This is a genomic window from Olivibacter sp. XZL3 (genome assembly GCF_004368405.1).
GTDB lineage: Bacteria > Bacteroidota > Bacteroidia > Sphingobacteriales > Sphingobacteriaceae > Olivibacter.
This window is the reverse complement of record NZ_SBJH01000062.1, coordinates 73,906-87,918: the sequence shown is the minus strand read 5'-3', so window position 1 is coordinate 87,918 and position 14,013 is coordinate 73,906. Positions and strand designations below refer to the sequence as shown.

7 protein-coding genes are annotated in these 14,013 nt (G+C 45.6%); 3 read left to right on the top strand and 4 right to left on the bottom strand.

Annotation, left to right across the window (positions count from 1 at the left end):
• Positions 1-232: 232 nt before the first annotated feature.
• From EPX21_RS13490 to EPX21_RS13480, 3 genes are all read left to right on the top strand, one after another.
• Positions 233-3,232 (top strand): SusC/RagA family TonB-linked outer membrane protein, encoded by a 3,000-nt coding sequence (locus tag EPX21_RS13490; RefSeq protein ID WP_134090223.1) that lies wholly within the window; start codon positions 233-235, stop codon positions 3,230-3,232.
• Between the two features lie 10 nt (positions 3,233-3,242).
• Entirely contained in the window at positions 3,243-4,637 is a 1,395-nt protein-coding gene (locus tag EPX21_RS13485) for a SusD/RagB family nutrient-binding outer membrane lipoprotein (RefSeq protein WP_134090222.1), read from the top strand.
• Positions 4,638-4,809: 172 nt separating this feature from the next.
• A complete protein-coding gene (locus EPX21_RS13480; protein WP_134090221.1) occupies positions 4,810-6,567 on the top strand; it encodes a DUF885 family protein in 1,758 nt (585 codons plus the stop codon).
• 136 nt (positions 6,568-6,703) lie between these two features.
• On the opposite strand, the gene EPX21_RS13475 is transcribed toward EPX21_RS13480, so the two are convergent.
• The 4 genes from EPX21_RS13475 to EPX21_RS13460 form a co-directional block, all read right to left on the bottom strand.
• Positions 6,704-8,452 (bottom strand): DUF885 domain-containing protein, encoded by a 1,749-nt coding sequence (locus EPX21_RS13475; protein ID WP_134090220.1) that lies wholly within the window; start codon positions 8,450-8,452, stop codon positions 6,704-6,706.
• Positions 8,453-8,458: 6 nt separating this feature from the next.
• On the bottom strand, positions 8,459-10,126 hold the full coding sequence (locus EPX21_RS13470; RefSeq protein WP_134090219.1) for a M1 family metallopeptidase: 1,668 nt from the start codon (positions 10,124-10,126) through the stop codon (positions 8,459-8,461).
• Positions 10,127-10,237: 111 nt separating this feature from the next.
• The gene (locus tag EPX21_RS13465; RefSeq protein ID WP_134090218.1) at positions 10,238-12,424 is read right to left on the bottom strand and encodes a S9 family peptidase; all 2,187 of its coding nucleotides are present in this window, start codon (positions 12,422-12,424) and stop codon (positions 10,238-10,240) included.
• 43 nt (positions 12,425-12,467) lie between these two features.
• The gene (locus tag EPX21_RS13460) at positions 12,468-13,859 is read right to left on the bottom strand and encodes an aminopeptidase P family protein (protein WP_134090217.1); all 1,392 of its coding nucleotides are present in this window, start codon (positions 13,857-13,859) and stop codon (positions 12,468-12,470) included.
• Between the last annotated feature and the right edge of the window lie 154 nt (positions 13,860-14,013).

Here is a 14,013-nt window from a genome sequence, read left to right as displayed (position 1 = left end):
TGTATGGTATGATGCTATTTTGAGTCGATTCTTAAGTTATTTTCTGTTTTATAGCGTTATAGTCGGTTTTTTTATTTAAAAATAACAACTACGGTCGTGTTTTATTGTAAACTTGTTAATATACGGTGCTTTATAGTTAATTTTTGATAATAACGCCTTGTGCTTATGTAATAGTTTTGTTATGGTTGGCGTATTTAGCGCTAGCTGCAAATAAAACCAACACAACGTAATCATGAGAATCAATTATTTAATCGCCTTTATCGTAAGTCTATGGGCTTTTATCGATGTACAGGCACAAACCAAGACGCTAAAAGGAGTAGTGGTAGACCAATCCAAGAGTCCCATCCCCGGAGCTTCGATTAAGTTGCTCGGCACAAGCCAAGGAACGTCTACCGATGCGAATGGAGCTTTTACGCTCAATTATGTCGAAGGGGCATCGCTGCAAGTGTCCGCTTTGGGCTATCAACCGCAGGAAATTCATTTAACAAGCCAAGCCCAGTTGACCATCACACTGGAAGAGGATAATCAGGCGCTGAACGAGGTGGTGGTGACGGCACTGGGTATCAAACGCGAAAAAAGGCAGCTTACCTATAGCACGCAGGAAGTAAGCGGCACAGAGATCACTAAAACGAAAGAGCCAAATGTACTAAATGCGCTCACGGGAAAGGTGTCAGGCGTACAGATAACCTCTTCCTCCGGTCAACCCGGAAGTTCATCACGCATTGTGATCAGAGGAACGAGTTCGCTGAGCGGAAATAACGAGGCCTTGATTGTTGTGGACGGGGTGCCTATCAACAATTCACAGACGGGCGACAATGGCAGCGGGAATGGCATCAGTCGGTTTTCTGATATCGATCCCGCCATTATTGAAAGTATCAACGTGCTGAAGGGCTCGGCGGCTTCTGCTCTTTACGGCTCAAGCGCAGCGCGGGGTGTTGTGATTGTGACTACTAAAAACGGTGCAACTGAGCAAAAACCAAGCATCAATTTTACCTCTCAATTTGCTCTCGATAAGGCAATTTATCCGCAAGTCCAAAGCATCTATGCGCAAGGAGACCGAGGTGTTTATTGGAATGGTGTGGACGACGATCAAAAAACGAGCTTGGTTTGGGGCCCCCGTTTGGATACCTTAATGGTAGGTGGCCAAGCGGTGCGTAATGTAAATCCCATGGATGTGTTCTTTCAAAGCGGCAAGACCTATACGAACACGGTAAGCGTACAGGGAGGAACGGACAAATCCAACTATTTTATGTCTTATTCCTATTTAGATCAGGAGGGAACCATCCCGCAAACTGATTATAAACGACACGCGGCATTCGCCAAATTCTCTAATAAAATTTTTGATAAGTTAACGGCCAATTTCCAATTTAACTATGTTGCTACGACAGCGCATCGCACCTCGGAAGGTTACGGTTTGGAAAGTCCGCTTTGGACTATTTATACGGCACCGTTTTCTTGGGATCCCTTGCCTGCGGTAAACGAAGACGGCTCGCAACGCGTTTTTCGTTATTCAAGGAACAATCCATTCTGGGCGCTGGATAACATCTACACAGACGTCCGCGGTAACCGTTTCATTCCAATTGCCACTTTCACCTATACGCCGGCCGATTGGTTAACGATTACTGAACGGTTAGGTGCAGATATTTATTCAGAGCAATCGAAGTATCACGAAGCGCCCAGCGATGTGTTAGCCACGCCAGGTGTTTTGCGCGATCGTAATGATAATTTCCGTCAGTTTAATCACGACTTAATAGCGGAGGCCAGAAAACAGCTGGGAGCCGACTTTGAAGTGAGCATGTTGCTCGGTAATAACGTATTTTCGACTTACGATCAGCGCTATGAACTGACCGGAACAGGCGGTTTTACCGTCCAGGATTTCAACAATATCAGCAATACCGAAACTCAGGTAAGCACCGAAGATTACAGGCGTTTTAGAAGGGTCTCTTTTTATGCACAGCCTACCGTTGATTATAAAAGATTGCTAACGCTGTCCTTCACGGGCCGCATGGAGCAAAGTTCCGTATTTGACAAAGCGAATCGCACGTATTTCTACGGGTCGGCCTCCGGTGGATTCATGTTTTCCGAACTTTTGAAGGAGAAGGCTCCTTGGTTGAATTTTGGTAAAATCCGTGCCTCCTATTCGAAAGTCGGAAACGATAATGTCGGTGCTTACGCTACCTCTACCATCTATAATACCGCCACTAACTTCCCCTTTAACGGTGTGCCCGGTTTCTTGATCAGCGGCGATCTAGGGAATCCAAACCTAAAAAATGAAACAACAACCGAGCTTGAAATAGGTTTAGAAGCACAATTTTTAAATAACCGGATCGGTTTGGAAGTCAGTTATTTTGACAGAGATCATAAAGATTTATTGTCTTATGTTACCTTGGCTAATTCAACAGGTTACCGGAATTCCTATATCAATGCAGGAAGTATGTACAACCGGGGGATTGAAGCCTTACTCAACCTAGCTCCTGTAAAAAAAGAGAATTTTTCTTGGGATCTTACCTTCAATTTTACCAAAATTAAGAATAGAGTGACTTCCTTATATGGTAACGCCGAAAGCGTTCAGATCGGTCAGACCTACGCCTTCGTAGGACAGCCTTACGGAACCTTTTTTGCTTCCGGCTATAGCTACAATGAAGCAGGAGACTTGCTGGTTGATGATAACGGTTTGCCCGTAATCAGCGCTTCCAAGCCTATCGGAAATATTCAGCCCGACTGGTTGGCTGGCGTAAATAATAGCTTTACCTATAAAAACCTAAACCTGAGCTTTTTCTTTGATATGCGGAAAGGGGGTGATTTAATGAACTCAGATGACCGTTATGGATTCTTTTATGGCACCAGTAAAGCCACCGAAAATAGGGAAGACCGCGTTGTAGAAGGTGTTAATATTAATACCGGGGCGCCTAATACGGTGAACGTTTCCGCACAAAGTTACTACCAACGCATAAGCGATATTTACGAATCTGCCGTTCAGGACGGAACCTATATTAAGCTACGGAATGTTAGTTTAACCTATAATTTTCCGAAAAAGTTTATTCAGAAAACACCGTTCAAACAGGCATCTTTTACGGCGACTGGACGAAATCTGTGGATTCATGCGCCGCATTTTACCGGCTCAGATCCCGAAGTTAATAGCTATGGAACGGGTAATGACGCTCTGGGCTTATATGGTAATTCCGTCCCTACTTCAAGGTCTTATAATTTTACTCTATCCTTAACCTTCTAATTTTTGAACAATGAAATCCTATATCGCATATATTGCTACTTTTGCAGCCCTGACCTTATCGGGCTGCGAAAAGTTTTTGGATGTTAATGAAAATCCGAATCGGCCTTCCACTGTTCAGGAATCGTTGATACTGCCGGCAGTCGAATACAACCTCGTTCACCATGTAACAGCTGGCTGGGCCTCTATCAATGCTGCTCATTTTATGCAGCTGATTGCGCTGAACCAAGCGTCGCCCAACGTCGGAACGTACCGTTTATTCCCTGTAGATTTAAATGACCCTTGGCGCTACACCTATACGGATTGTCTTCAAAATTTAAAATTGATGATGGAACAAGCGGACGAAAACGGCAACGACGTGTACGCCGGGATAGCGCGTATATTGACCGCCTATACGTTGGCCTACGCTACGGACATGTGGGGCGATGTTCCCTATTCGCAGGGGCTGAATGCAGCGGAGACCTTCCAGCCGGCGTACGACAGTCAGGAGGCGGTGTACATCAGTGTTCAATCCTTGCTGGATGAAGGCATTGCTAAATTAACCGCTGGGGGAGGAAGTGCCCCAGGTGGTCGCGACTTCTTTTATAACGGGGATAGCGGGCAATGGATCAAGGCCGCTTATACCTTAAAAGCCAGATACTACATGCATTTGACGAAAGCCCCCAATCACAGCGCCGCTCAGCAGGCACAGTTGGCTTTGGAAGCCTTGGAGCATGGCATGCAAAGTAATGAGGACGATTTACGCTTAGTATATGACGGAAGCTCAAATAGGGAGAATCGGTGGTATAGAAACTTTTTGCCGATAGAAACCATTGTCTTGTCGTCCAAAACCGTCGATTCCTTAGTCAGCCGGGCTGATCCGCGTTTAGATAAGTTAGTTTCACGTTCGAAGTTAAATAATGACTATAATGGTCGGGCAATCGGATCGGATGGTATCGGAGCTTTAGAGGCTTATTCTTTAGGGGGACCGTTCTATGCAAGTGCCAATTCGCCACTTTATTTAATCAATTACCGGGAAGCGCTTTTATTGAAGGCCGAAGCAACGCTTCTTTTGTCGGGAGCCGATGCTGCAGCCCCTTTTTACCGACAGGCTATTGAGGCTGATATGGCACATACGGGCGTCTCATCCAGCGCTGAAACAGCTGCTTATATGGCCAGTAGAGGCAATATTAACGAAGAAAATGCTTTGTCTTATATCATGGAAGAAAAGGCCGTGGTGAATTTTCTATCGCCCGAAATTTTTAACGACTGGCGTAGAACCGGCTATCCTGCCCTGGGCAGGGTTTCGAATGCTCTGTCGGATATTCCGAGAAAGATGCTCTATCCATTGAACGAGTTAACGAATAATCCGCAGCCGCAACATAATGGTGATGCGCTTACCAACCGGGTTTGGTGGGATACTGAATAGATTCATGTCGAGCGCCGTGCACTTGGTCTGCCGAAGGGAGTCGAGACATCCGTATGTTTTAATCCGTACCGATTTCTCCCCAGCAACCGCTGGCAGGCGTGTCTACGGCAGCCTCGGTAACGTAACGAAATGAAGTTGAGATTTTTATAAAACATCTTTTTATTGATTAGCGATGCAGAAAACGCTTTTTTCGCTTATGGTGGCATTTTCCCTTGTTGGGCTCATTCGGCCTGTGTTTGGTCAAGTGTCTGACAATCTATATGTCCCCTGCCAGGAGATTCCGCATTTGATGAAACAGTTCGAGGCAGATGAAGCTGCTGTTTATCGATTTTATTCTCCTTCCGAAAACGCACCCCGTTACCGTTTTTCGGAAGGCTTAGGCTCGCCTGACCGGCAGAAACGGCTACGCCTTTTAAATGAAAAATATCTGGGCCTGCTTGAGCAAGTAAATTTCGAACAGCTGCCACAGGAATGTAAAGTGGATTATTTGCTTTTTTCTAGGGACCTCAGGGAAAATTTACATGAGGTAGAAAAACAGGACGAGCAAATCCGTATGATGGGCGGCTGGTTTCCCTTTGCTGATAGCATTTTTTCGCTGGAGCGTTTACGCCGACGGGGATATTCCTTGGACGCACCGAAAGTTGCCGCCACTTTTTCGCAGCTAGCGCAGGCGATACCGTCCCTTATAGCCAAGCTAGCGGGCACCTCCTTTGAGCCTGAAGAAATCAGAACGGCCCAAGAAGAGCTCTCGCTTTTGCGTAAAACGGCAGCCAGCGTTTTTCAGTTTTATAATGGCTATGATCCTGCCTTCACCTGGTGGGTTCCCGAAGCTTATCACCGTGCCGACAGTATGCTCGAACAGTTCGGAAAGGCTTTTTTAAAGAAACAACAGCCCAATACGATGGGAATCTATACGCGTACCCCGGTTGGCCGGGAGGAGCTTGTGCGTCTATTGAAACTCAATGTAGTCAATTACAGTCCGGAAGACCTATTAGCGATTGCCCATAAGGAAATGGAGTGGTGTCATCAGGAGATGCTAAAGGCCTCGAGCGAGCTTGGTTTTGGTAAGGATTGGAAAGCGGCTTTAGAGCAGGTTAAAACAAGTGCCGTTCCGGTAGGTAAACAGCCCGAAGCTATTCGCAAGCTGTATGAAGAGTCTGTCGGATTTCTCAAGCAGCACGATTTGATTACTATTCCTCCGCTCGCGGAAGAGACCTGGGGTATGATTATGATGTCGCCCGAAAGGCAGCGATCCAACGCTTTTTTTACCGGTGGATGGGAAATCAGTGTCACGTATCCGACCAATACCATGGATTTTGATTTGGCTAACATGCGTATGCTCGGCAACAATCCTTATTTCTCGCGCGCCACCGTTCACCATGAGCTGATCGCGGGGCATAATCTGGAGTTTTATATGAATGCGCGCCATCGGACCTATAGAAACTTCGATACACCATTCTGGATGGAAGGCTGGGCCCTGTATTGGGAAATGCTGTTATGGGATAAAGGCTTTGCGCGGACGCCTGAGGAAAAGATAGGCCTGCTATTTTGGCGCAAGTATCGCTGCGCGCGCATTATCTTTCAGCTTAATTTTCATTTAGGGAAATGGTCCGCCGAAGAATGTGCCGATTTTCTAGTTGATGAGGTAGGACACGAAAGGGCAAACGTAGAGAGCGAGCTGAACTGGCCTTTATCCCGCGATAGTCAAGCTTTTCCGCTTTATCAAGTGTCTTATTATATCGGCGGCTTGCAGTTTTATACCTTACAACAGGAGGTGTTGAAATCGGGGAAGTACACGTTAAAGGATTTTCATGATACCGTTTTAAAGCTGAATGCCATGCCGGTAGAAATGATTCGAGCGATCTTGTTGGAAAAGAAGCTGGATAAGAATTATCAAACAAATTGGAGATTTTACGATAAACCGAATTAGATGAGGTAGGATTGTTAAGGGGGTGTCTCCTATGTTTGTTGCAAGCAAATGTAGGAAACGCCCCCTTTATTTATACAGTTCAAAAGGTTATAATGTTGCGCTTATCTCACCAATTGTGTGTATCGTTTCGATGTGACTAGTTGAGCATCAGCTCCCGAATATATTTAACCGGGGCATTCCCGTAGCTTAGAAATTGTTCATGGAATTTCTTCAGGTTAAATGCATCCTTGTCTTTCTTTTTCAGATCTTCCCGCAACTGATAGATTTCGTGGTAACCGGAGAAATAATTAGTCAGTTGTACGCTGCTCAGGGTAACCCGATCCCATTTACCTTCGGCTTCTGCCTGCTCCTGAAAGGCGCCATTGATGAGGAAATCAAGAGCCTGTGCCCGGCTCATACCGTTCACATGTACTTCGTAATCGAGTATGGCATTTGCTACCGCTCGTAAATGCCATTTATACCACATTAACCACATTTCGGGCGTATTGCCGCCATAGCCGTTCTCAAGCATCATCTGCTCGGTATAAACGGCCCATCCTTCAATCATAGCGCCGTTTCCAAATAATGATTTGATTAGGCTGGGCGATTGGTTCGCATAGACAAGCTGCGTGTAATGACCAGGGATCGCTTCATGGATACAGAGCGTTTGAAGGATGTAATGATTGTATTCCCTTAAGAAACTTTCTGTTTTTGCTGCCGACCAGCCAGCTAACGGAATGACGTTGAAATAAGTCATCCCCCCTTTGTCATAAGGCCCTGGCGCGCTCACTGAGGCAACGGCAACACCGCCCATATAAGCCGGTGTTTCCCGAACCGTCAATGGTTTGCTGGGATCGATATAAAGGAGATCCTTTTGGTTGATAAAGTCGATCAGTCGCGGAATCTGATTGCGGACCGTATCTAAGAAGCCCGCTGCGCTTGCATGATTGACCGATAGCGTGTCGACCACCTTCTTAATGAGTACCAAGGTGTCGGTGGGCATAGGTATGTTTCCAAAATACTTTGGCCATAGCTCCTTACTCAACTTCATCATTTCACCATGGACATAGTTTTTCCGTTGGATGGCACTGTGATACAGGCCTTCCGCCGATTGGTTGGCCTGGACCTGATAGGCAAATTTTTGCTCATAAAGATCCCGTCCCAGCCTAAAGCTTTTGGGATGCGTGGAGCGGAGGCCGCTAAGCCAGTCGGTAAAGTTATTAATTGCCTTCACAGCGTTTTCAGAAGCCATCAGCATGGCTTTCCGCTCTTCCGCGGACAGGTCCGCCTTTTCGATGCTATCGGCAAAATTAGTGCTGAGAATCGGAATTCCTCCCTTGAGTTGTTTAATCGCGAGTGCTTGAAGTTCTGGCACGGGATCTTTGATTTGCTTTTTGGCTGCTTCATAATAAGCCGGAATTCCCTGCAATCTTTTTCCGAAGGCCCGTAGGCGTTCCTTTAGGGGCGCATAACGGCCTGTCAGGATTTGAGCGAAGGTGCCCGCCTCGTTATAAGAAGAGGGGTCCCATTCGAAAGATTTTAAGGTGTCTTCCGACCAAATCATGGATTTTAATCGGTTTTCAATGAGATGATAATCAATTTGCTGACTGGCAGACAGGCGGTCCAAGGGGTAGGCGGACAAGGAATCGAGCTGCGCTTGTAGAAAACTTTTGTTCTTCACTGCGTTTTCAGGAGTCGGCAACGTGAGCACCGTGTCATAAGCATGGTAACCTGCTCGGGTCGCCCAAGAAGGGTACTGTTTCCAAAGAGCCGTCACAAAGTGATCAGTATAGGCTGAGAAAGCTTTGTCTTCTTCGTTGGAGGGCCGTTTGGACTGCCCGGACGAACAAGCGACGCAAGCAGTTAACAAATAGGGAAAATATTTTTTGAAGATCGTATATTTCATCGGTTTTTATTCTATTAAGACGCCTATATAATAATTGTAAGTATCTACTTCAATGTTGTCTCGGCTCGCTCCCGTCAGGTCAAATTCTTTCCAGCTTCTGCCTGGTTCGATAAATTGATAGCTGTTGCCTTTCGTCCGCACTTTTACCGGCATATTAAAATCGGCCACATCGGCAATCCAACGGGCGTAGGTTTTACCATCTTTAAACCGGAATTCCAAGGTTGGGATATTGCTGTGCTTGATATACTGAGCAAATACCGGATTGAGATTGCGCCCGGCGTGTTGACTTATATAGTCGACTACGTCTTCATAATTAACCGTTTGATGATAGAAAGTTTTGTTCAGTCCTCTTAATATTTGTCGCCATTTCTCATCGTTGTTAATGATGGTACGAACCATGTTTAGCAAAACTCCGCCTTTTGGATACATATCACCGGATCCTTCCTGGTTTACGCCATAAGGTCCTTGTACGGGACTGTCGTTCTGTATACCGCTTCGAATGCCATGTACATAGGCTTGCCCTGCCTCTTTCCCATAATTATAGTCGACAAACAGTGCTTCCGAGTAGTTGGTAAAACTTTCGTGTATCCACATGTCTGCAAGGTCTTTAGAGGTAATGTTGTTGCCAAACCATTCGTGTCCGCTTTCGTGTACAATAATAAAATCCCATTTCATGCCCCATCCGGTATCCGAGGCGTCACGGCCGCGATAGCCATTCGCATAGCCGTTTCCGTAGGTCACCGCACTCTGATGCTCCATGCCGGTGTAAGGTACATCCACCAACTTATAGCTGTCTTCATAAAAGGGATACGGCCCGAACCAGTGCTCAAAGGCTTTCAGCATCGGAATTACATTGATAGGGAAGAATTTTTTAGCTTTGGCCTCATTTTCTCTGAGCACCCAATAGCTGAGATCGAGCGCACCTTTTTCTCCTTTGTAGGTATCTGTGAAATTAACATAGTCGCCTATATTAACAGATACGCTGTAGTTGTTGATGGGATTACGTACAAACCAGTCGAATTGCGTGTAGCCGTCTTTTCGGTCGGTTTTTTTAATAAGTCGACCATTAGATACGTCAGATAGCCCTTTGGGTACGCTTATACTAATGAGCATGCTATCAACCTCGTCTGCCTGGTGATCTTTGTTTGGCCACCAAACGCTGGCGCCGAGTCCCTGACAGGCGGTGGCCACCCAAGGCTTGCCTTTGCTGTCTTTAGCGAAAACAAAACCGCCGTCCCATGGTGCGCGCTTAGCAACTTGAGGATGTCCCGAGTAAAATACCTGCATTGAATCTATGGATCCACTTTTAATAGCGGTTGGAAATTCGACAAACACGGCATTGAATTCGCGCGTAAAGGGTACTTCTCGGCCGTGATAGATTACTTTTTCGACTTTCAGATTGGCAAAAAGGTCAAATTGCAGCTTGCGGAAATCTTCGATCGCCTCAAATTTAAAAAGGTTACTGCCACTGATAAATTGCTGATCGATGTCTACCTTCACATCGAGATGATAGTATTTAATGTCATAACAAGTACGCAACGGCGTTAATGTACCTCTAAGCGTATCGGCCCTGTTGAATGTTTCTTGTTTTACCTGCAATTGGGCAGATCCGATCAAGGGCATGGCCGCCGTCGATAGGGCAAAGAGTATTTTTTTATAATTTAATTTATGCATGTTGATGAATATTAATAAGCCATTAGCAATACGTATTTTTTGTCCGTCTTCTAGCTTACAATCTAATTTTACTATTAAAACTTAAAAACCCATAACCTAAAACTTACAACTCTACCTTCCTCCCGGTGGACAATATTGCTTTAAATAGTTCGTGTACAAGCGCGCTAGGTGAGCCGAGGTGCCCTCGCCCTCCGATATGGAATGGCTCCGGTTTGGGTACGACATCAGCTGAAACTGCTTATTGTATTTAATCAGCTCATTAATTAGCATTTCCGCGTTCTGGTAATGCACATTATCATCTGCCGTACCATGGATGTATAGCAGGTTGCCCTGTAAGTTCTTCGCGTGTGTAATGGGCGAGCCTTTTACGTAGTCGGCCTGACTTTCGGGAGGAACACCCATATAGCGTTCTTGGTAGATGTTGTCGTACATGAGCTGGTTGCCTACAGCTGCAACGGCGATACCGGTTTTATAAATTTCAGGGTATTGGAACAGTAAGTTCAGCGTAGAAGAGCCACCTCCGCTCCACCCCCATACAGCAACGCGTGAGGAGTCGACAAAGTTCCATTTTAAGATTTCTTTGGCTGCCATGGCTTGATCTCGAATGTTAATGGTGCCAATGTTGCGGTAAATCGCTTTCCGCCAGACTCTGCCCTTAGGAGCCGGCGCTCCGCGGTTTTCAACCGAAACATAGAGATAACCGTCAGCCGCCATACTGCCTTCGTATAAACGATTAAACCCTGTACCGTAGGTGTCTGTAACTGTTTGGCCAGCGGGTTCACCGTATACCTGAAAAACAATAGGGTATCTTTTGGTGCTATCAAATGCGGTAGGTTTAACCATCCACCCATCCATCTCTACGCCATCTGCTGTAGTGATTTTAAAGAATTCAGGTTTTGGAGTTCCTGCTGGGAGATCACGTTGGATGGCCGCCGCCAATTTCTGTTCATGCCCGGGCAAAACCACTACTTCACCCGCGAAATAGGCCGTGCTGCTGCTGAATGTATGTTCTGCCAACTTTCCGTTAGGTGAAATGCGGTAACTGTGCGTACCTGCTTGGCTCAATGGAGATACGCTGGACGCTTTGCCTCCTTTTAAACTAACCTGATACAGGTATTTTTGTGTAGCATTGTCGGGGGAGGCGCTGAAGTAGAGCTTTTGATTATCCTCATCGATTAAATCTATACCGATAATATCATAGTTTCCTTTTGTAATTAAGGTTTCCTTGCCGTTTATATCGACTTTGTAGACATGTCGCCAACCGTCTTTTTCGCTTACCCATAGAAAGGCCTTTCCATTATCGATCCACTCCCAACCGCTAGGGTCGTCATCATTCCAACGCGATTTAATATCAATCCACGCATTATCCGTTTCCGAGTAGATATTTTTTGTGGTGCCTGTTTTAATTTCGCACAGCATAATATGGCTTTCCTGTTGTCGGCGGTCCAGTTGTTGAATAATAAGCGATTGGCCATTGGGCGTCCATTCCATACGGGGAATATAGTGTTGTATGGGGTCGCCGGGGATATCCATTTTTTTATTTTCCTTCGTCTTTGTATCGACCACATAGATATAGCAAGCGCTTGGATTTTGGCCTGCCTTCGGATATTCTACCGGAATGGTGAAGGAGTAGGTCGAATCGGTGGTGTTCAACATCAGGTAATTGCGTATGCTACGGGCATCAATCTTCCAATAAGCGATGTGTTTACTATCGCTCGACCAGCGGAAACCGTCCCTACAGCCAAACTCTTCCTCATAAGCCCAATCGAAGGTCCCATTGATCATTCGGTCATTTCCATCCGCTGTCAGCTGCGTAATCTGGTGTGATGTCAGATCCTCCATGTATAGATTGTGCTTGCTTACATAGGCTACGCTCGTGCCATCCGGCGATAATTTAGCAAACATTAAGGAGGAGGCAGGCAGTCCTTTCCCTAATTGGCTCAACTGTTTTTTGTTGAAGTCGTATATCCAATAATCGCCGCGCGTATGATAACGCCAGACACGTTTCGTATTGGTGAATAATAGTACCTTTTTGCGATCCGGAGAAATAATAAATTGTCTGATGCTCAAAGGTGTACTGCTGTCGGCCGGTGTAAGTGTAGCCTCATCCAGAAAAACGGTAGGGTGATTTGGGTCTAGGAGGTTCACTTCTAGTATTTTGCCCTCTTCGGCTTTATAGTAGCCGTTGCCATCTTGCGTCCATTGTGTCTTAACGCCCGGCTGTGCAAAGAGAAAATTAATAGGAAATGCGCTGCTTATTAGGAAGCAAATCCAAAGTAGTCGGTTTATGTGTCTCATGTGTTATATAGCAATTGATTTTTTAAATAGTCAGGTAGCCTCTTTAGCTATTTCTTAGCGCTTCCACCTCTTCAACGGTTTTGGCCAGGTAGTTGCCTAAGCGGCGGTTCCCCGCGTGCGTCACCAAGTAATTGTCTTCAATCCGAACGCCGCCGAAACCCATGTAATTCGCTACCGCGGAATAGTTAATAAAGTCGGCCAACTTGTTTTCTGCTTTCCAACGAGCAAATAATTCGGGAATAAAATAAATGCCGGGTTCAACCGTCAGCACGTAGCCTGCTTCCAATTCTTTTCCCAACCGTAAAGACTTCAGTCCAAAGGTGGTGGTGTCTTTCTTTAGGCTTTCGGTATAGCCCACATACTGTTCGCCCAGATCCTCCATATCATGTACGTCTAATCCCATCATATGCCCGGTTCCACATTGAAAGAACAGGGTATGCGCTCCTTTTGCGACCGCTTCGGCCGTATCGCCTTTTACAAGGCCTAGTTCTTTCAAACCGTCAAACAGCACGGTGCACGCTTTAAGGTGCACATCTAGATAACGCACGCCGGGAGCCAGCATAGCCGAGGCTTGCTCAAAAGCTTGTAATACTACGGTATAGATTTCTTTTTGTTTATTGCTAAACTGCCCGTCTACCGGGAAAGTGCGCGTTAGATCCCCTGCATAACCCATTGCCGTTTCGGCCCCCGAATCATTCAGTACGAGCTGCCCCTTTCTTAAGGTATTAGAATGCTTATGATTATGAAGGATTTCACCGTGGATGGATAGAATAGTCGGATAGGCAAGTTTTCCTCCTCCATTTTGGGCGATCTCCTGTATAGCGTTCGCAATCTGTAGTTCCGTTAGTCCTTCTTTTGCCATTTTCATGGCATGTAGGTGCATCTCTACCGAAGTATTCACCGCCATGTCGATCTGGCTAATTTCCTCTGCACTTTTAATCGAACGTTGCGCTACGACCGCTTTGATAAAAGGGATCGAAGCTTTTTTTTCCTGTTCGATCGGGTGTATACCTAACAAATTAAAGAGCTTAATTTTATTGTTCGGTTGATAGGGTGGAAGATAATGAACAAGCCGTTTCTGTTCTTGCGTCCGCTGTAAATAGTCGTACAGGCTAGCGCTCGGAAGAAGCGTCGAGATCCCGCTTTTTCCACTCTTTTCCATTAATGTTTCCTGTTGGCCTGTCCAAACGATTTCATCAATAGTGAGCTCATCTCCGAATAGTATTTCCTTGTCTTCGTCCAAATCAATGATGGCCGCAAGTTTCGGCTCCTGAATGCCAAAGTAATATAGAAACGAGCTGTCTTGTCTAAATGGAAAGGTATTATCCGTGTAGTTCATCGGCTGCTCATCATTCCCAAGGAATAGAAGCAAACCACTTGAAAATTCATTTTTTAGCCTTTTTCTCCGCTCAATATAAATCGATTTTTCAAACATGTCTTAATTCATTGCTGCTGTTTAGCAAAGGTGGTATCTTTTGAGTTAAATAAAAAATAATCCCGCTAATATGAAGTTTAAGGGGGAATGTAAAAATCATAAATAATTCCAAGCGATGCTCCCCCTTTTTTCTCAGATGCTATTCGTATTTTAA

Coding starts and splice junctions, on each gene's coding strand:
- EPX21_RS13475 (WP_134090220.1), bottom strand. CDS start 8,452: ATGAAATATACGATCTTCAAAAAATATTTTCCCTATTTGTTAACTGCT.
- EPX21_RS13460 (WP_134090217.1), bottom strand. CDS start 13,859: ATGTTTGAAAAATCGATTTATATTGAGCGGAGAAAAAGGCTAAAAAAT.
- EPX21_RS13465 (WP_134090218.1), bottom strand. CDS start 12,424: ATGAGACACATAAACCGACTACTTTGGATTTGCTTCCTAATAAGCAGC.
- EPX21_RS13480 (WP_134090221.1), top strand. CDS start 4,810: ATGCAGAAAACGCTTTTTTCGCTTATGGTGGCATTTTCCCTTGTTGGG.
- EPX21_RS13470 (WP_134090219.1), bottom strand. CDS start 10,126: ATGCATAAATTAAATTATAAAAAAATACTCTTTGCCCTATCGACGGCG.
- EPX21_RS13490 (WP_134090223.1), top strand. CDS start 233: ATGAGAATCAATTATTTAATCGCCTTTATCGTAAGTCTATGGGCTTTT.
- EPX21_RS13485 (WP_134090222.1), top strand. CDS start 3,243: ATGAAATCCTATATCGCATATATTGCTACTTTTGCAGCCCTGACCTTA.